20 protein-coding genes are annotated in these 18685 nt (G+C 59.0%); 10 read left to right on the forward strand and 10 right to left on the reverse strand.

Annotation, left to right across the window (positions count from 1 at the left end):
• Positions 1-122: 122 nt before the first annotated feature.
• From F6R97_RS27415 to F6R97_RS27435, 5 genes are all read left to right on the forward strand, one after another.
• On the forward strand, positions 123-386 hold the full coding sequence (locus F6R97_RS27415; protein ID WP_050681463.1) for a DUF2790 domain-containing protein: 264 nt from the start codon (positions 123-125) through the stop codon (positions 384-386).
• A 45-nt stretch (positions 387-431) separates the two neighbouring features.
• Positions 432-653 carry a hypothetical protein gene (locus F6R97_RS27420; RefSeq protein WP_050681464.1) on the forward strand — a complete coding sequence of 74 codons (222 nt, stop codon included), beginning with the start codon at positions 432-434 and terminating at the stop codon, positions 651-653.
• Between the two features lie 172 nt (positions 654-825).
• Positions 826-2037, forward strand: a complete 1212-nt coding sequence (locus F6R97_RS27425) for a cytochrome c biogenesis protein DipZ (RefSeq protein WP_315867410.1) — start codon at positions 826-828, stop codon at positions 2035-2037.
• A gap of 185 nt (positions 2038-2222) precedes the next feature.
• Positions 2223-2495 (forward strand): DUF4242 domain-containing protein, encoded by a 273-nt coding sequence (locus F6R97_RS27430; RefSeq protein WP_048394902.1) that lies wholly within the window; start codon positions 2223-2225, stop codon positions 2493-2495.
• Positions 2496-2532: 37 nt separating this feature from the next.
• Positions 2533-3345, forward strand: a complete 813-nt coding sequence (locus tag F6R97_RS27435; protein WP_315867411.1) for a class I SAM-dependent methyltransferase — start codon at positions 2533-2535, stop codon at positions 3343-3345.
• Positions 3346-3461: 116 nt separating this feature from the next.
• Here the strand turns inward: F6R97_RS27435 and F6R97_RS27440 are convergent, their stop codons facing one another.
• The 6 genes from F6R97_RS27440 to F6R97_RS27465 form a co-directional block, all read right to left on the reverse strand.
• Positions 3462-4388 (reverse strand): universal stress protein, encoded by a 927-nt coding sequence (locus tag F6R97_RS27440; RefSeq protein WP_048394898.1) that lies wholly within the window; start codon positions 4386-4388, stop codon positions 3462-3464.
• Positions 4389-4790: 402 nt separating this feature from the next.
• On the reverse strand, positions 4791-5249 hold the full coding sequence (locus tag F6R97_RS27445; RefSeq protein WP_048394897.1) for a GNAT family N-acetyltransferase: 459 nt from the start codon (positions 5247-5249) through the stop codon (positions 4791-4793).
• Between the two features lie 64 nt (positions 5250-5313).
• Positions 5314-6495 carry a DUF4236 domain-containing protein gene (locus F6R97_RS27450; protein ID WP_197282285.1) on the reverse strand — a complete coding sequence of 394 codons (1182 nt, stop codon included), beginning with the start codon at positions 6493-6495 and terminating at the stop codon, positions 5314-5316.
• Positions 6496-6891: 396 nt separating this feature from the next.
• Positions 6892-7278, reverse strand: a complete 387-nt coding sequence (locus F6R97_RS27455; protein WP_315867412.1) for a DUF488 domain-containing protein — start codon at positions 7276-7278, stop codon at positions 6892-6894.
• Positions 7279-7289: 11 nt separating this feature from the next.
• Positions 7290-8012 (reverse strand): phosphatidylcholine synthase, encoded by a 723-nt coding sequence (gene pcsA, locus F6R97_RS27460; RefSeq protein WP_315867413.1) that lies wholly within the window; start codon positions 8010-8012, stop codon positions 7290-7292.
• Between the two features lie 212 nt (positions 8013-8224).
• A complete protein-coding gene (locus tag F6R97_RS27465; protein WP_315867414.1) occupies positions 8225-8596 on the reverse strand; it encodes a VOC family protein in 372 nt (123 codons plus the stop codon).
• A 114-nt stretch (positions 8597-8710) separates the two neighbouring features.
• Between F6R97_RS27465 and F6R97_RS27470 the strand changes: the two genes are divergently transcribed.
• On the forward strand, positions 8711-9493 hold the full coding sequence (locus F6R97_RS27470; protein WP_315867415.1) for a tellurite resistance TerB family protein: 783 nt from the start codon (positions 8711-8713) through the stop codon (positions 9491-9493).
• Between the two features lie 161 nt (positions 9494-9654).
• Here F6R97_RS27470 and F6R97_RS27475 read toward each other — a convergent pair whose 3' ends face one another.
• Positions 9655-10116, reverse strand: a complete 462-nt coding sequence (locus tag F6R97_RS27475; protein ID WP_048394888.1) for a cupin domain-containing protein — start codon at positions 10114-10116, stop codon at positions 9655-9657.
• Positions 10117-10309: 193 nt separating this feature from the next.
• On the opposite strand from F6R97_RS27475, the gene F6R97_RS27480 reads away from it, so the two are divergent.
• Genes F6R97_RS27480 through ligD form a run of 4 tightly spaced genes read left to right on the forward strand, consistent with a single transcriptional unit; the run spans position 10310 to position 16487 of the window.
• On the forward strand, positions 10310-11698 hold the full coding sequence (locus tag F6R97_RS27480; protein WP_315867416.1) for an iron-containing redox enzyme family protein: 1389 nt from the start codon (positions 10310-10312) through the stop codon (positions 11696-11698).
• Between the two features lie 28 nt (positions 11699-11726).
• Positions 11727-12728, forward strand: a complete 1002-nt coding sequence (locus F6R97_RS27485) for a methyltransferase (RefSeq protein WP_038983915.1) — start codon at positions 11727-11729, stop codon at positions 12726-12728.
• Positions 12700-13866, forward strand: coding sequence for a carboxylate-amine ligase (locus F6R97_RS27490; RefSeq protein WP_038983913.1), 1167 nt, complete (start codon positions 12700-12702; stop codon positions 13864-13866). Before F6R97_RS27485 ends, F6R97_RS27490 begins: the two co-directional genes overlap by 29 nt.
• Positions 13863-16487, forward strand: coding sequence for a DNA ligase D (gene ligD / locus F6R97_RS27495; protein ID WP_315867417.1), 2625 nt, complete (start codon positions 13863-13865; stop codon positions 16485-16487). The genes F6R97_RS27490 and ligD overlap by 4 nt, the downstream gene beginning before the upstream one ends.
• Positions 16488-16637: 150 nt before the next feature.
• Here ligD and F6R97_RS27500 read toward each other — a convergent pair whose 3' ends face one another.
• The 3 genes from F6R97_RS27500 to F6R97_RS27510 form a co-directional block, all read right to left on the reverse strand.
• Positions 16638-16919 (reverse strand): DUF3303 domain-containing protein, encoded by a 282-nt coding sequence (locus F6R97_RS27500; RefSeq protein ID WP_048394878.1) that lies wholly within the window; start codon positions 16917-16919, stop codon positions 16638-16640.
• Positions 16920-17127: 208 nt separating this feature from the next.
• Positions 17128-17529 carry a hypothetical protein gene (locus F6R97_RS27505; RefSeq protein WP_007895980.1) on the reverse strand — a complete coding sequence of 134 codons (402 nt, stop codon included), beginning with the start codon at positions 17527-17529 and terminating at the stop codon, positions 17128-17130.
• A gap of 131 nt (positions 17530-17660) precedes the next feature.
• Positions 17661-18545: a LysR substrate-binding domain-containing protein gene (locus F6R97_RS27510; RefSeq protein WP_038983908.1), complete on the reverse strand. Its 885-nt coding sequence runs from the start codon at positions 18543-18545 to the stop codon at positions 17661-17663.
• Positions 18546-18685 lie beyond the last annotated feature (140 nt).

The following is an 18685-nucleotide window of genomic DNA, read 5'->3' on the forward strand; positions in this document are numbered from 1 at the left end:
ACCCGCGCCTGTTTTGGACATAGACGAGATACCTCGCGGGTTTCAAATAGGTTCCATCGAGGCAAACCCAAACCGCCTCGCTCAATCAACGATTGACCTATTGAAGCCCTGAGGAAATCACCATGAACACCAAAGCCGTCTACGCCGCCTGCCTGTTTGCCGCCCTGAACATCTGCACCTTGTCGGCCCGCGCCGAAGCCGATGTCACCCCTCAAACCTACACCTACGGCACACATCTGGACATCCAGAAAGTGCTGTCGATGAAACAGGACGCCAGCCCTACCTGCGGGATTGTGAATGCCCGGATGACCTACCTGGATTCCCAAGGCAAAACCCAGGTTCTGGATTACAGCAAATTCGCTGACGGCTGCAACGAAGGCAACTGAGTCCGACTACCCATTGCCCATCCCCTTTGAAACAGGAAGAACATCATGAACAACGTCACCCGATTTTTGACCGCCATCGTTTTCTCCGTAGCGGGCGTCGCCGCCCATGCCAACGCTGCGGTTGAACAAAATACCTTTGGCAATAGCACCTGCTTCCAACTGACTCCGCTGCTGACTGAGGATGGTTCAAGCCGCACGCCGCAAGGGCAACTGGTTGCAGAGGATGGCTACAGCCGGACGCCACAGGGCCAGCAACTGGAGGCCTGAAGCCTGGCACAGTTCTGTCAATTCCCGCCGTTCCAGTGTGGGAGCGGGCTTGCTCGCGAAGAGGCCAGTACATTCAACATTGATGTCGACTGACACTCCGCCTTCGCGAGCAAGCCCGCTCCCACATGGGCACTGCGGTGATTTCGCCCTTCACATTCTCGAGGTGATCCCCATGTTTCTCATCGCATTCCTGGGCGGCATTTTGACCGTCCTCAGCCCCTGCATCCTCCCGGTCGTGCCGTTTCTGTTTGCCGGTGTTAAACGCACGCGTTCTTCGATCCTGCTCACACTTGGCGGGATGGCCCTGACCTTCGCCCTGATCTCCAGCCTGGCCGTGGTCAGCAGCGATTGGGTGGTGCAAGCCAGCAACACCGGCCGCCATGTGGCGCTGATCGTGATGGTGCTGTTCGCCCTGTCGCTGATCTCCGCCCGCATCGGTGGCTGGCTGGCGCGCCCGTTCGTGCTGCTGGGCAATCGCATCGATCCCAACACTCGCAAAGTCTCCGGTCCGTTTGGTTCGCTCATGATCGGCGTCGCCACGGGTCTGCTCTGGGCGCCGTGTGCCGGGCCGATCCTCGGGGTGATCCTCACCGGCGCAATGCTGCAAGGCGCCAACGCTCACACCAGTCTGCTGCTGGTGGCGTACGGCCTGGGCAGCGCGTTGTCCCTGGGCACTTTGATCTTCGCCGGTCGCGGCCTGGTCAATCGCTTGAAACCGTCGATTCCGCTCACCGGTTGGCTGCGCCGCGGCACGGGGGCTGCGGTGTTGGTCGCAGCAGCGGTCATCTCCACTGGCGCCGACAACACGTTGCTCGCCAGCACCTCGTCCGAAGGCATCACCACGGTTGAACAGCGGGTGCTTGAAACCGTTCCGAAAGTGGTCGATTACTTCATCAGCAAGGTCAAGGCCGACTCGACCATGGACACGGCCAAAGGCCCGATGCCGTCACTTTCCGGCGCGGTCGAATGGCTCAACTCGCCAGCGCTGAGCAATGATTCCCTGCGCGGTAAAGTGGTGCTGGTGGACTTCTGGACCTACGACTGCATCAACTGCCAGCACACCTTGCCCTACGTGAAAGACTGGGCGAAGAAATATGAGAAGGACGGCCTGGTGGTGATCGGCGTGCACACCCCTGAATACGGTTACGAACGCATCATCGACAACGTCCGCGATCAGGTGAAAAAACTCGGCATCACCTACCCGGTGGCGATCGACAACAACTATGCGATCTGGCGCGCCTTCGACAACCAGTACTGGCCCGCTCACTACCTGATCGATACCAAGGGGCAGGTGCGTTACATCCACTTTGGCGAGGGACGGTACGAGACTCAGGAACAGATGATTCGGCAACTGCTGGAAGAGGCCAAAGCGCCTGCCGCGTAACCCGTTTCGGCGAAGCAAGGCGATCTGTTAATGCCGCGTTACAGATAGCTGACCATGCATCGGAGAATGCCATATTTCGTGAATTCTCCGGACGATCGGCAGGACGCCGACGTATCCGGGAGCGATAGTTTGTGGACGGGGTCACTGTCGACTCCCCTCATCACCACCAAGAAAAGGAAGTTGCCATGCCTAAATACATTATTGAACGCGAGCTTCCGGGTGCCGGCGGACTGCCGCAACAGGAGCTCAAAGCGATCTCGCAAAAATCCTGCGATGTGTTACGTGAGATGGGGCCAGAGGTGCAGTGGCTGGAGAGTTACATCACTGGCGACAAGATTTACTGCGTGTACATCGCGCCGAACGAGGGACTGATCAGGGAGCACGCCCAAAAAGGTGAATTTCCCATCAACAGCGTTTCCCGGGTCATGAACATCATCGATCCCACCACGGCGGAGTGAGCCGGGACGTGTTCCAACCCGCAACGGAGCAGACTCCATGAGTACCCCCATTGACCTCACTGCCCTGAAAAACCGTCAGATGGCCTCGTGGGCCAGCGGCGACTACGCCGTGATCGGCACCACCTTACAGATCGTCGGCGAACAACTGGCCGAAGCCTGCGATTTGCTCTGTGATGAGCAGGTGCTGGACGTCGCCGCCGGCAACGGTAACGCAACGCTCGCTGCCGCGCGCCGGGGCTGCAAGGTCACGTCCACCGACTACGTGGCCAAGCTGCTTGAACGCGGCGAAGACCGCGCACGGGCGGAACACCTGGACGTGACCTTTCAGGTGGCCGATGCCGAGGACTTGCCGTTCGAGGACGCCAGTTTCGATGCCGTGCTTTCAACCTTTGGCGTGATGTTTACGCCCGATCAGCCCAAGGCTGCAGCGGAACTGGCGCGGGTGTGCCGTCCTGGCGGGCGGATCGGCCTTGCCAACTGGACGCCTGAAGGCTACATCGGCCAGGTGTTCAAGACCCTGGGCCGCCACATGCCGCCACCGCCGGGAGCGCAACCACCTTCGAACTGGGGCACCGAAGCCTGGTTAAACTCGCACTTCGACCAGCGCGACTTCCAGCTCCAAGTGACACGGCGGCTGTTCAACTTCCGCTATCGCTCGGCCGCGCACTGGATCGACACCTTCCGTACCTGGTACGGCCCGGTTCACAAAGCCTTTGCGACCCTGCCACCCGAAGAGGGTGCGGCCCTGGAAAACGACCTGACCGAACTGCTGAATCGCCTGAACAGGGCGGGGGAACGGTCGCTGGTGGTGCCCAGTGAATACCTGGAGGTAGTGATTACACGGCGTTGAGCCTCTGACGCGGTCCCTGTAGGAGCTGCCGAAGGCTGCGATCTTTTGATTTTGGTCTTGAAGATCAAAAGATCGCAGCCTTCGGCTGCTCCTACAGGGGACCGCGTGCGGCGCAATCACTCATCCAGTCGCTCGGTGTACACCACCCACACACTGCACGGCATTTTGTACAGCAGATGTTCCACCGTGCTGCCGATCAACCGGCCCATGCCGCGATGGCCGACTCGGCCCATGACAATCACGTCGACATTATTGGTATCGGCGTAGCGAGTCAGCACCTTGGTCGGGCTGCCCATGAGCATGTGCCGTTGCTCCGGGGCGATGCCATTGCGCGCGGCCAATTCGTTGAAGGCATCCTCCTGGAAGTTGAACAGGGTCTTGGGTTTGTCCGAAGCGAAAAACGCCGAACCGTTTTCGAAGCTGAATTCGTCCGAGCTGATAGACGAAAGGTCATAGGCGTACACCACGTCGAGCTCGGCATTACAGGCGCTCGCCAGTTTTGACGCTTCGTGCAGAATCCGGTCGTTGAAGCTTTTGTATTGATCATCGCTATGGAAGGGGTCGACCGCCGCAACGATCTTGCGAGGCAACGCATGAATGGCATGGCTGACGAAGTGCAGCGGCACCGGGCATTCGCGCAGTAAATGCACGTCGAGAGGGGTAAATACCAGCCGCGACAGCCGCGATTGATGTTCCAGCGCCTTGATCAGCACATCCATCGGCTGCTCTTTGAGGTGGGTCAGGATTTCTTCCAGCGGGCGTTCGACCCAGGCCACCTCAGTGGTGACATGCACACCGATCTTGCGCAGGGGGCGGGCCTGTTCCTCAAGCCACTGGCGGTGGCGCTCGACGTACCCCAGACGCATCTGCTCCAGAGCCTTTTCATTGACCAAGCCGGCGGTCGCCAGGCCTTCCAGATAATCGAAAGCCACGATGTGCAAGGCCGCATCCTCAGCCTTGGCCAGTGCAGCGGCCCGGTCGAAGGCGGGGCTGTGTTCCATCAGGGGCGAGGCGACCAGCATGAAACGTGCTTGACCAGACATGACAAACCTCCCGTGGGTAAACGAGCAGACGGTGGTCGTTTAATACATCTCAATCCCTTGATTATTGACCATGATCCGTCTCTGGGGGGCTTGGCCGCTCGAACGGGCCGTACAAGGCAGTGCAATGCTCCAATGCAAGTAACGGAATCGGCGGTGTTCATGCGATGGGGGTACGCCGGAGTTCTAATGTGGGACGGGCTTGCCCGCGATAGCGGTGGGGCAGTCGATATGGATGCTGAATGGGCTGTCCTCTTCGCGGGCAAGCCTCGCTCCTACAGGGATTTGTGGTGTTGATGCGATGGGTGTTACGCCGACGTTTTATTGTGGGAGCGAGCCTGCTCGCGATGACGGCCTTCCAGTCGATAAAGGTCTGGTCTGACACACCTCAAGCAGATACAGCCCTTACGAGTAATTAATGGCCTGCTCCATGACAATCGTGCGCTCGGTACCATGGAGTTCATCGCGAACTTTTCGAAAGCCCAACTTGAAGTAAAAACCTTCTGCGGTAATCGAGGATGGGACACGTAACATCTCGATTTTGTTATTGATGGCGACGGTTCGAATCATTGCCATCAATTGCCCGCCAATACCATTGCCTTGATGCTGTGGCTCGACGAAGACGCTGCGCACAACGTCGCGATCAAGGCTGGCGGTGGCGATTACACATTGATCGATGGTTGCGACAAAGACCTGGCGTTGAGTGAGTAAGGAGAGAATGGCCTCGGTTGAAAAGCTTTTCTCTACCTGAGTAATCACTTCGGCTGGGTAATCCTGGGCATTGGAGCGGCGCAGCGACTGAACGATAACCCGGCTTATGGCTGGCGCATCCTCGGGGGTTGCGGTTCGAATCTGAGTGTTCACTTGAAGACCTCATTCCTTGTGTCTTTGGCACCCATTGTCAGGCACCGGGATTCTGGGTGAAGTGTCAGTTACTAAAAGGCTCAATGGGCTTGAAAATCCCGGTCTTGGACATCTGACGGCGTAGCTCAAATTGTTCAAGTGACGCTACTACATCAATATGAGCCAATTGATCGAAAGCAATTTTCATCCATTCGTTCCTTGTTACGCGCACCGACAATAGGTATTCATCACCCACCCGTCCTGTGGCTTTATTCGGTCGTTGCGAGTAGCCCGACAGAACTACTGTGTTAGCCAAAGGCAGGGCGGCGAAGGTCTCACCGATGATTCTGAATGCCACACCGTGGATGTGTGCCATGTAGAGCTTCTGAATTGCTGTTGGGGACATCGGTTTAACGGCAAGCTTCAGGCCTCTGACCGGCACAGTAGCTGTGTTTCCCGGCATGTGCTCCAGTTCCGGAAAATCCACATCAAACAAAACGCTATCACCTGACTCAGTAATCTCGAATGAAGCCAAGGTTTCACGAGGCCAGGTAATGCCTTGTAGAACGTCCTCCAGCCATACTTCCATGTCTGCCGTGTTGTTATAGATTCCTTTCTCAATGATGTGCTTATGGATTTCTGCCTGTTGATAAAAGAGATCCTTGCGCTGCTGCCAATCATATAACTCGACCTGATAAGCGGCATGAAGATGGGCATTCTGGTCCGTAATCCGCTGCATCCGCTTTTTGAACAGTCGATCCCACAGTGATGGTTTTTTAGGGCTTCGCTGTGTTGGCTCTGGTTCGTCGAAAGCCATAGGGGTAAAGGTTGGACGGGAAAGACAATTAGGGGTGTCGAGGTGAATGTTACTGAGCAGTTCAATGCCGTTATTGATGTCATCGCATTTGCGTTGAATGAAGGAAAGGATGACTTCCCGATTTTGCTTTTTCGCAGCGTCAATGACGTGTTCAGGGAGCTCATCACCATTGGCATCACGAAAAGACAAATTTCCCTCGTCGTCCACTTCGCACGTCAGGGAGATCAGCGTTTGGGACTTGGAATCGATTGCAGGTCTGGACGACTTTTTGGGGCCAGTGAGTTTTTGACTGGAAGAAAACCCCATGAAACTACTGTTTAAGCGTGTACCTCTCTTACTGATTCCAATGGAGGAACCCCGTGGGCCAAGTGTCCATCCCACTCCTGAGCCACTCAGATTCATGCGGATTCCTGGAGCAAGCTTGATGGATTTCCTGAATCGCACTGGCATGGTCATTCTCCTGATATGCCTAAGCATGTCTTCCGTGATGGCTAATCAGAATCGTCCGAAATTGTGTGGCTGACAAGGCTTTTGGTTGAGGTTGGTAGCTGACCGGGGGCTTGATCATTACCCCAATCCATCCATCCCCAAAGAAGCAACCAAACCCGCAAGCCGAGCACAACCACGCCTGTGAATCACTGATGGCAACCGCGAGCAGGCTCGCCCCCACAAGGGATCAGCGGTGTTCATGCGATGGGCGTCGCGCCGGAGTTCTACTGTGGGAGCGAGCTTGCTCGCGATGGCGGTGTGTCAGTCATCATGATGCTGAATGGGTTGGCTTCTTCGCGGGCAAGTCGGATCGCCGCACCGCTCGCTCCTACAGGGGATTTGTGGTGTTTTCTTTATCTAAACAACCTTCGCGCCCCGTGCCTCCAGCAATTCCCGTAATACGGAACGGTGGCAGTGCGCCTCTTCCTCGCAATAACACCCCAAAGCCAGCGACGTTTGATGGGAGAGGGCGGCCAGCAGGTCGAGCATCTGGCTGGGCGTGGGTTCGTTCATCTCGGCCTTGAATTTGCGCTTGAAGGCTCCCCAGGCTTTGGCGTCTTCAGCCGCTTTGGCTTCAGCGACCAACTCGGGGCTGGGGGACAGCAGCGGTTGCCACAGGTCGTAAAAATCCCGACTGGCAAATTCGGCTTTCGGCACACCCCGAGGCGGGCGGCGTACCGTGCCCAGGCGCAGTCCTTCATTCGCGGTGCGGGGTGAGCCGAGCTGGACGATGTGGATGGGCATGATCGCAGTGCCTATTTGAGCCGCGAGCTGTCGAACCACTCCAGCGCCGTGCGCCAGAAGCAGATCCCCAGGAAATACGCCGACATCAGCAGCCACAAGCCCATCACCAGCGGGTTGATAACCGGGTGGTTGACCACCAGCGACAAGCTGCACAGCAGCCAGATGGCCGTCACGGCAATGTTGATCGGCATGAACTGGCGCACACGGAACGGGTGCAGGAACTTCATTCGGGTCACGGTCAACAGCGCCAGGCCGATGACGGTGAGAAAGGTAATCCATGGCGATGGGTCGATGATGTACAGGCACAACGCGACCACGTTCCATGCGGCGGGAAAGCCCTGGAAGTAGTTGTCTTTGCTCTTCATGTTGACGTTGCAGAAGCAAAACAGCGACGACACCAGAATCAGCGACACGGTCAGCAGCAGGGTGTAGTCCGGCAACGGGATGTAACGGTAGATGAACAGTGCCGGGATAAACACGTAGGTCAGGTAGTCGATCACCAGGTCGAGGATCGAACCGTCGAAACTTGGCAGCACCGATTGCACATTGACCTTGCGTGCCAGCGCGCCGTCCAGACCGTCGACGATCAGCGCCACGCCCAGCCACAGCAGGCAATTGGTGGGTTGGTTTTCCAACAAGGCGAGGGTCGCGAGGAAGGCAGTGACCACGCCAGTGGCGGTAAAACCATGGGCGCCCCATGCTTTGAGCCTGGCAATGTGTACAGTGGATATCACGGGGGCGTTCTCCAGAAAGTGAAGCAAGCCAGTTATCACCCTCTGTTGAGGGCGTCGGCAAACCGGGTCGGGTTGCAGGTATCGACCGGATTTTCGGGAATAAGGTTCACCACCTATGAATCTTAGCCGCCGCACAAAAAAATACCCCGGAAATATCCGGGGCAAGAATTAAAGTGCTGTACGCCTGCGCCCGACCGATGCCGGGACGGGCGTCAGCTCAGCGAGGGGTGGAACACGCGCAGCCGATGGTTATCCGGGTCAAGCGCGACGAAGGTACGACCGAAGTCCAGCTCTGTCGGCGCTTGCACCATGGTCAGCCCGAGCGCGCTCCAATCGGCAAACAGCGCATCGACCTGCTCGGCGGATTCCACCGGGAACGCCAGCTCGGTCCCGCCGCCCGTCGCTTGCGCTGTTGGTTCGGCGGTATGCCGTGACCAGAGCCCCAGTTTGTAGCCGCCCTCCAGGACAAATAGCGCGAAGGTCGGCGACTCTTCCACGGGCTTGCGCTCCAGCAGAAACTCATAGAACCGTGCACTGACGGCGGGGTTTTCCACGAAAAGCAAAATATAACGGGGAGTGATCATAGGGGCTGCTCCATTCAAGGTGGGCGCAGCATAAAAGGAGGCGGTGTCAGTTTCTGTCAGGAGTGTGAAGGGCAGGGGCAACACCCATGACGTCAGCCAGACGGAGTTGGCGGAATGTCTGGCGAGGACTATCGTTGCCTGACTGAGTTTCTGCCCATTGATGAGGACGTCGTCATGAACACCAGCGATTTGCTTGAGCAATTACTGCGGGCTAGCCAAGGCTCGCAGTCGCAACAAAGGGGCGATGCGGCGTCAGCTCAAGGAGGTTTGGGCGATCTTGGCGGGTTGCTTGGTGGTCTGTTAGGGCGTGGCGCGGGTGTCGGTGCGGGCGGCGGAGGCTTGGGTGGTTTGCTCGGTGGTTTGCTGGGCGGCGGATCACCCATGGGCGGTTCGACGCAAACGCGCTCAGGTGGCACCAACTACGCGGCATTGGCTTCTTTGGGGATGATGGCGTTCCAGGCGTATCAGGCCTGGCAACGCAGCCAGGCTTCGGCACCACAGCAGGCGCCGCGCACCGTGGACCTGTTGTCAGGCCCGGAAATCGAAGACCACAGCCACGCTATCCTTCGTGCCTTGATCGCCGCCGCCAAGGCCGATGGCCGCATCGATGATGCCGAGAAACACATGATCAGCACCGAAATCGGCCGCCACACCGACGATCCGCAACTGCAGCAATGGCTCGATGACGAAGTCGCCCGGCCGCTGGATGCCGCCGATGTGGCGCAGTCCGCCCAAGACCCGGGCATGGCCGCCGAAATGTACCTGGCCAGCGTGATGTTGGTGGACGATCAACAGGACGCCGAACGCAACTATCTGGATGAATTGGCTGCGGCGTTGAAGATCGAGCCCGAGTTGCAGGTACATCTGGAGCAGCAGGCCAAGGGCGGCGCTGCCTGAGCGTTCCCTGGTTCCTACGGAGATGGCGTACCTCAGGGGTGCATGCGGTCGGCGTAGGAGCTGGCGAAGCCTGCGATCTGTTGATTTTCAGCGGTTTTGAGAATGCCAAAGATCAAAAGATCGCAGCCTGCGGCAGCTCCTACGGAAATTATGTACATCCGTTAATCAAGAGGGGATGCGGCCGGTGATTTCGGTAGCAGAAACGTAACGCCGAAGCCTTCAGATATCTCCAGTATCCGAGGCAGGTCTTCAGGCACTTTGAGCTGATCCAACGCCGCAAAAAACTGACCGCCACGCGGATCGGAAACCACGCCAATGATTTTCGCGGTGGGGCTGATGTTCTTGTAAGCATGGATCGACCCAGCGGGGATGTGTACGTAACCCCCGGTCGAGACGATGGTGGATTGACCCGCGACGGTCACTTCGATCTGCCCGTCGATGACATAAAACGCCTCGTCCCAAGGGTGAAAGTGCAGCGGTGGCCCGCCACCCTGCACACCTTCCTGGATGTGCATTTCAAAGGGTTTGGTCAGATCGTCGCCGGCAAGAATAGTGATTGTCTCTCCAACAACTTTGACCGGCGCGGGCGTTTTCCCGGCTTCGATGACGTGAACCGTTCGCATGATTTGCTCTCCGAGGCATAAATCCCCCTGCGCTGAGTATATTCACTGCGCCGCGAGCAAGTGCCCCGGCGCTGGCCCGTCTGTCCGGCCAATTTCAACGCAAATGGAATTTTTTTCAGGCACCGCCGCTCTGCTGATAGAGACGTGCTGATCCAGCGTCCTGCCACTGGCCGCAGAGCGAGATAATTATTCCATGACTGCCCTGTCACGACTTGAATCCCGGCCTGCCCACGAACACGCGATAACTGTCGCTGGCGGCGTCAAGTCGCTCTATGAACAGTTGTTGCTGAGCGATAACAATGACGCGCAAAAACACGCGCTAGCCGGATGCTTTCTGCAAGAGCAATTGCAGCAAGCGGCGCACCTGCCTGAACAGATGCCACGGGATCTCTCGACGTTGCAAAACTGGGTCGAACAGCACAGCGTCGACGTGGCCCGGCAATACGCCGACTACCTTAAGCAACGCAAGGCGGGTGGGGCGCGACAGTTCTTCAGCAATAAGGCGCATGCGCTGTTTTTCCTGCAGGCGGTTACCCCGACCAAACTGGTGGATGGCGCCTGGCTTTATGGCCTGTTGCGGCACTGGCGCGACCCGCGTTTCGATGGTCTGTTGTGCACCTATCTGGAAGAGTTGGGAGAGGGCAATCCGGCGCAGAATCATGTGGTGATCTACCGCAAGCTGCTGGCCGAACATGGCCTGCAAGACACTGCCGCGCTTGCCGATGAGCGCTACCTGCAAGGCGCGATTCAACTGGCGCTAGGCTATTGCGCCGACGAGTATTTGCCGGAAGTGATCGGCTACAACCTCGGCTATGAACAGCTGCCGCTGCACTTGTTGATCAGTGCTTATGAACTCAGCGAACTGGGCATCGATCCGCTTTACTTCACGCTCCACGTGACCATCGACAATGCCAGCACCGGGCATGCCCACAAGGCGGTGCAATCGGTGCTGCAATTGCTCCCGGTGGAAGGCGACCGCGATGATTTTTTGCGGCGGGTGGCGCTGGGTTATCAGCTCAATGACCTAGGGCTGGGCAGCCGGGCAATCATCGAGTCGTTCGACCTCGACAGCGAAGTACTGAGCATGCTTGAACGCAAACGCCCGTTCGGCCAGCACATGCATTCCGATTACAGCCGTTTTGAAGGCAAGACCGTCAATCAATGGCTGTCTTCACCTGAGCAGTTGCCAGGATTACTGACGGCCCTGGAAAACAAGGGCTGGATCAAGCGCCACCAAAACCCGAAGGCCAGTCATTTCTGGCAATTGATCGACGGCGCTGGCGCGGCAATGTTCGGCGTATTCAGCCCTTACGAAAAACAGTTGCTGCATGACTGGATTGCTGGCGACTGGAAGTCGGGGCGTCCAGTCGCAGCGGTAAGGCGCGGCAGCAGCGTTACGGCGCAGACGCCGGTGCCGGACACCGATCCGGATATCCAGCACCTGCAAACCGCGCTGAACGGTCTGAGCGGGCACGAGCAGATGCCGGTGTTGATGCCGTGGCTCTCGCCCCATCGGCATGCCCATCCTGCCGGTCTGTTGGCGACACGCCGGTTTATCGAGCTCAAATCCAGCCTTCTCTAAAACGCCTTTTTATCAACGGGAGCGGTTTATGAGTCAGGAAGAACAACTGTCTGCCGCCGACCTGGCGCTGGTGCAACTGGGACGGCGCTTGCAGGCTGACGGTTACCGATTCATCACGCCGACGCCGCTGACCCATCAACGCGTCAATACCCGCGCCGAAGCCCGGCGGGCCGAGACCTTGCGCGATGTTTTTGGCTGGTCGCGGCCGTTTGAGCCAGGGCTGTTGTCGGCGGATGAACAACGCCAGTTGCAACAGGCGCAGGTGCTGGAGGAGTGCAACGGACGGCTGAAAAGTCGGGTGCGTTGGTCCAGCCTCGACGACTTGCTGTTCGTGCATTCGGCCTTTCCGACGGAGGCCGCCGATTCGGTGTTCTTCGGTCCCGACACGTATCGGTTCGCCCAACTGATTCACGCCCATCTGCAGCAGAACTTCGCCCCAATCAGGCGCGCCGTGGACATCGGCTGCGGTGCCGGTGTCGGTGCCATTTTGATTGCCCGCGCCCGTCGCGAAGCCGAGGTGTTGGCGCTGGATATCAATCCGGCGGCGCTGCGCATGACGGCCATCAACGCAGCGCTCGCCGAAGTGGCTAACGTCAGCGTCGAGGCGAGCGATTTGCTGCAGGATGTCGACGGATATTTCGACCTGATCGTCGCCAATCCACCTTACATGGCCGACCCGGCCGAGCGTGCCTACCGACATGGCGGTGGCGCGTTGGGCGCGGAGCTGTCACTGCGGATTGTCGAACAGGCACTCGGTCGGCTGGCACCCGGCGGCTCGTTGCTGCTGTACACCGGCGCGGCGATGGTCGATGGCCGCGACCCATTGCTGGAGGCCCTTGCTCCGCATCTGGAGGCCCCGGGGTTCGGCTGGACGTATCGCGAACTCGATCCCGATGTGTTCGGTGAAGAGTTGTCGTCACCCGGTTATCAACGGGTGGAACGGATCGCCGTCGTCGCGCTGACCGTGACGCGTCTCGGCCCAGGCATTGGGGAAAACGTTGATGAGCAGGCGCCTGAACTTCGGCATTGAAGAAGAATACTTCCTCACCGACCTCGTCACCCGGCGCATGCCGGGGCAGCCCTCGGCCCAAGCGATCGAGGCGTGCAGGGCGGCGCTGGGCCAGTCGTTCGCCTATGAGATGTTCCAGGGGCAGATTGAAGTCGCCTCACCGGTGTTCAGCAGCTTACCGGAGGCCGCCGATTACCTGGCCACCACCCGCAGTGCCCTGAGGCGTGCGCTGGAGCCGTTCGGCCTGGGTCTGCTCAGCGCCGGCAGTCACCCCTTGGCGGATTGGCGAATTCAGCAACCGACCGACCAGGCGCATTTCCATCAGCTGTTCGACGACTACCAGCGAGTCGCCCGGCGCAGCCTGTTGTCCGGGCTGCACGTGCACGTCGAAGTGCCCGGTCATCTGGATCGTATTCGGGTCATGAACGAAGTCTTGCCGTGGATGCCGCTGTTGTTGGCGCTGAGCACCTCGTCGCCGTTTTGGGAGGGGGCGGACAGCGGTTTCATGAGCTATCGCCAAGTCGCCTGCGACGAGTGGCCGCGCATGGGCATTCCGGAGTTTTTCGAGGATCAGGATGCGTTCGATGACTATGTCGCGCTGATGACCCGGACCGGCTCGATCCGGCAGCCCAGCGACTGTTGGTGGAGCGTGCGCCCGGCCGCGCGGTTTCCCACGCTGGAGCTGCGCATCACCGACGCCTGCCCACGGCTGGACGACGCGCTGTGCATCGCTTCACTGTTTCGCTTGATGGTTGCTGACGCTATCGCGCAGCCGCTGCCCGGGGCGAACTTCAACCGGACGGCTTACTGGATCCTCAAGGAAAATCGCTGGCGCGCCAAGCGTTACGGCATTCACGGCACCTTCATTTGCAAGGACCACGAACCGACGATCTCGGTCGAGCAATGGCTGGCCCTGGCGCAAGTGACGTTTGCCGAGACCGCGCAGCAACTGGGCGCGCAAGACGTCTTCAAACAGGCCCGGCGCATGCTGATCGAAGGCACCAGCGCGGATCGGCAACGGTACGCGGTGGAGCAGGCATTACGCGATGGACGCTCGATGCACGAGGCGTTGGCGCTAGCTGTCGATCAACTGCTGATGGAAACCGGCGAGCAACCTTGCGCCAGCCCGGCCCCGCAACGAGCGGTAGGTGAGCCATGAACAAGAACCTGGACGATTACAACCGAATGCGCGATTTCTCGGCGACCTCGGAACCTGCCGCCGCCAAACGTTCGGGCAAAAAAACGGCGAAGGATCATGCATTGCAATTCTGCATTCAGAAGCATGACGCCTCGCATCTGCACTATGACTTTCGCCTGGAACTCGATGGCGCGCTGAAAAGTTGGGCCGTGCCCAAAGGCCCGTCGCTGGACCCCAAGGTCAAGCGCCTGGCCATCCACGTCGAAGACCATCCGCTGGATTACGCCACGTTCGAGGGCACCATTCCCGAAGGGCACTACGGCGCCGGCGATGTGATCGTCTGGGACCGTGGGGTGTGGATTCCCCAGGACGATCCGGCCAAGGCGTACACCAAGGGCCGGCTGAAATTCGAGCTGAAAGGAGAGAAGCTTGGCGGCCTGTGGAACCTCGTGCGCACGCACATGCCGGGCAAGCAGGAGCAGTGGTTTCTGATCAAGCATCAGGACAGCGCAGCCAGACCCGACAGCGAATACGATGTGGTCGCCGCTGAGCCGGACAGCGTGCTCAGCGACCGCACCATCGTGGAAAAAAAACACGGCGCGGAAAAGCCCAATCCGATCAAAAAAGCCCCGGCCAAGGCGCGTAAGGAAAAGTCGACACAACTGACGGGGGCGCGCAAAGCCAAGCTGCCGGAGTTGCTCAAACCCGAACTGGCAACGCTGGTCGAATCCGCACCGAACGGCGATTGGAGCTATGAGATCAAGTTCGACGGCTACCGGGTCATGGCGCGCCTCGACCACGATGAGGTCAAACTCTTCACCCGCAATGGTCACGACTGGACCCACAAATTGCCTGGGCAAGCCGAGGCATTGGCAGCGCTGGGCCTGGAATCGGCCTGGCTCGACGGCGAAATGGTGGTGGTCAACGAGCAGGGCGTTCCGGATTTTCAGGCGCTGCAAAACGCGTTCGATTCCGGCCGAAGTGGCAGCATCGTTTACTACCTGTTCGACTTGCCCTACCTCAACGGCGTGGACCTGCGCGAAGTGCCTGTCGAGGAGCGCAGGGCGGCGCTGGCGACCGTGCTCAAGCCCAACGACAACCCGTTGTTGCGATTCTCCGACGCCTTTGGTGAATCTCCGGAGGCGTTGCTCAACAGCGCCTGCGAAATGAAGATGGAAGGGCTGATCGGCAAGCGCCTGGGGTCACCTTATGTGTCTCGGCGCACCAGTGACTGGATCAAACTCAAGTGCAAGCACCGGCAGGAATTCGTCGTGGTCGGCTTCACCGACCCCAAAGGCGCACGCAGTGCTTTTGGCGCGTTGTTGCTGGGGTTGCACGACCGCGACAGCGGTGAATTGCGCTATGCCGGCAAGGTTGGGACCGGGTTCAACGAGGCGACGCTCAAGCGCATTTACGAACAATTGAAACCGTTGCAGACGAAAAAGCCGTCGGTGGTCAATCCGCCGAGCGGTTTTGAAGCCAAGGGTGTGCATTGGCTCAAACCCACACTGCTGGCAGAAGTGGCCTTCGCCGAAATGACCAAGGACGGCTCGGTGCGTCACGCCGTGTTCCATGGTTTGCGCGATGACAAGCCTGCCAAAGAAATCACCGAGGAGTTGCCGAAAACCGTGAACACTTCAGCCTCGAAAACCGCCGCCGCAAAATCCACAGCGAAGAAGAAGCCCGCCGCCGAGAAACCTGACGCCGCCGAGCCAAAAACCACCCAGTCGACTGTCGCGCCGTCGCAAATCGGCCTGGCCAGCGGCAAGGTGCGCATCACGCACCCGGACCGGGTGATCGACGCCAGCAGCGGCACCACCAAGATGCAACTCGCGGAGTACTACGCCAGCGTCGCCGAATGGATTTTGCCGCAACTCAAGGACCGGCCGGTGGCGCTGGTGCGTGCGCCGGACGGCATCGCCGGCGAATTGTTCTTTCAGAAGAACGCCGAGCGCCTGGCCATTCCGGGGATTGTTACCCTGGACAAGGCACTGACGGGCCAACCGGTGATGATCATCAACAACGCCAAAGCGCTGATCGGCGCGGTGCAGATGAGCACGGTGGAACTGCACACCTGGAATGCCACTTCAGTCGATCTTGATAAACCTGATCGCTTTGTCCTCGATCTCGACCCGGATCCGGCGCTGCCTTGGAAAAGCATGATCGAAGCCACCCAGCTAACCCTCACTGTGCTGGATGAACTGGGACTCAAGGCGTTTCTCAAAACCAGCGGCGGCAAGGGAATTCACCTGGTGGTACCGCTGACCCGCAAACAGGGTTGGGATGAGGTCAAGGACTTCAGCCACGCGATCGTCAGCCACATGGCCAAATTACTGCCGGATCGCTTTTCTGCGGTGTCCGGACCGAAAAACCGTGTAGGGCGTATCTTCATCGACTACCTGCGCAACGGTCTGGGCGCCACCACTATTTGCGCCTACGCCGTGCGCACCCGCGAAGGGCTGCCGGTGTCGGTGCCGATCTTTCGGGAGGAGGTTGCCGAGCTCAAGGGCGGCAATCAATGGAACGTGCACAACGTGCATGAGCGTCTGGCCGAAATCGGTGACGAACCCTGGGCCGACCTGAAGAAAACCCGACAGACGATTACTGCCGAAATGCGGCGGCGGGTCGGGATGAAAAAGTAGTGAATCAAGCAGGAAAGTGGCGGGTAAATCGGACCTGTAGGAGCCAGGCTTGCCGGCGAAGGCGCACTTAAGAGCGCCTTCGCCGGCAAGCCTGGCTCCTACGAAAAGCGGTTCATTCTCTTAACTGACTGACATTGGGGCACTCGACGACTATTGCTTGCCGAGCGCGGCAGCCAGCAGCGGTGCCGCCTGTTCATCGGTCAATGCGGCGTGGACTTCCATGCTCATGAGGTCGCTCCATTCCAGCACCCACTTCTGAATCGACACCGGATCATCGGCTTCTGCAATGCCAAAACCACTCGAGCCACCGACGGCATGCCAGCGCCCCAGCATATTGACGCCTGCGGGTGGCGCGCCACCGGTCTTGAGAAAACGTTCGATTGCGCTGTTACGATGCTGCGGACTGATGGACCAACTGACCATGAATAACATCTGCCACCTCCTGCTACGGATTGGCACCTTTATCTTCGCGCACCTGGCTGGCGCCGGGGCCACGGTCACGCGTGTTTCCAGCTCCATCCTGGCTGGCCTGAACCCTTTCTCCCATGAGAAGGCATAGCAGCGGCCCGCGTTTTGCGTACGACCGCTGATCCTCTTTCAGGCATTTGAAATGAACATATCGGGATAACGGTGCAAACCATCAGGCATCACGCAACAAGTCGTTGGCATTGAGCAGCTCGTAGGCAATCTCCGGGCGCTTCTCCAACCCGCGGCGAATCGCCGCCGGAATCGACTGACGGGTTTTGCGACACAGACCCGGCAGCTCGCCGAGGGTGATATTGATGCCGCGCATGGTGCGCACTTCATTGAAGCCCGGGACGATCTCCACGCGCAGACCCAACTGCTCGTACATCCGGCGTTGCAGACGCTCCAGGTCGCTCAGGCTCTGGAGATTTTCCAGGCGCTCGACCAGGCGCTTTTCCTCCGACCGGGTCAGGCTCAGGATGCGCAAATCCGCGCCGGGGGTTTCCAGCAACGGCTCACGCTCGCAGATGCAGGCTCCGGGCGGGCAGGGTTGGCGGATCGGAAGAGAGGTCGTCATGGGGTTCAATCATAGAGCGCTATGATCGGGTTTGCCCATGGGGTTGTTGTACCGTTGAGCGCGACGTCTGCATCCTGGGCTTGCTGGCCTCGGCTACGCCTTCCTCGGGCGGTAATCATTCTGCCGGGCGTTCATATCTGTTCCAGCAGCCAGGTACGGAACGCCATGAGTGACGGCAGCATTTCGTTGCGCGGCGGGTAGGTCAGGTAGTAACTGCGCTGACTGGCGAAGGGCAGGTCCAGGCTGATCAGCTCTGAGCTGGCCAATTCGTCGGCCACCAGAATACGCGGCACCAGACCTATTCCGATGCCAGCTCTGACGGCCTGGATCAAGTGTGAGGTGAGTTCGAAACTCGGCCCCAGGCGCATCATTCGGTGGGGCAAGCGGTGATGGCTGAACCACTCGCCCCAGACGTTGGGATTGTTCGCGACATTGAGCAGTATCTGTCCACCAATGCGCTCCGGTGTCCAGGCGTCATGGGCCTGGGCCGCCTGCGGCGAAATGACGACCATCATTTCTTCTGCGTGCAGGCGATGGCTGATCAGGCCCGGTAAATCAGCATTGCCAACGACGATCGCGGCATCAATGCCGCTGGTTTCGAAGTCGATGGCGTCGATCCGCGAATTAATGTGCACCAGCATGCCAGGATGGCTTTTGTAAAAGTCATGAAGGCGCGGCAATAACCACTTCGAGCCGAAGGTCGGCAATGTGGCCAGGCGCAACGTGCCGCTGCCTGATTGATAAGCCATGGCCTGCAACGTGGCGCTGCGGATGCGTCCGAGTGCTTCGCTCATTTCCCGCTGATAAAGACGACCGACATCGGTCAACTGCACCTGCCGACCTTCACGGCGAAACAGCGTCAGGCCCAGTTGTTGCTCCAGCGCCTGGACTTGGCGGCTGACTGCACTTTGGGTCAGCGAGAGTTCCATCGCGGCGCGGGTGTAGCTTTCATGTCGGGCGGCGGCTTCAAAGGCCAACAGCAACGACATCGAGGGGGTGAGGTGGCGGTAATTCATTCGTAAAAGTCATCGATAGCGGCAGGATTATCCGTTTGTCCGGCACCATAACCTGCAGGATCATTGGCGCAGCCGACGACCTGAGGCTGACCTATTAATGCTCAGGCGACAAGTATTTTGATTTTTCCGTGATTAGACCT

Source organism: Pseudomonas sp. JV414 (assembly GCF_032424305.1).
Lineage (GTDB): Bacteria > Pseudomonadota > Gammaproteobacteria > Pseudomonadales > Pseudomonadaceae > Aquipseudomonas > Aquipseudomonas lini.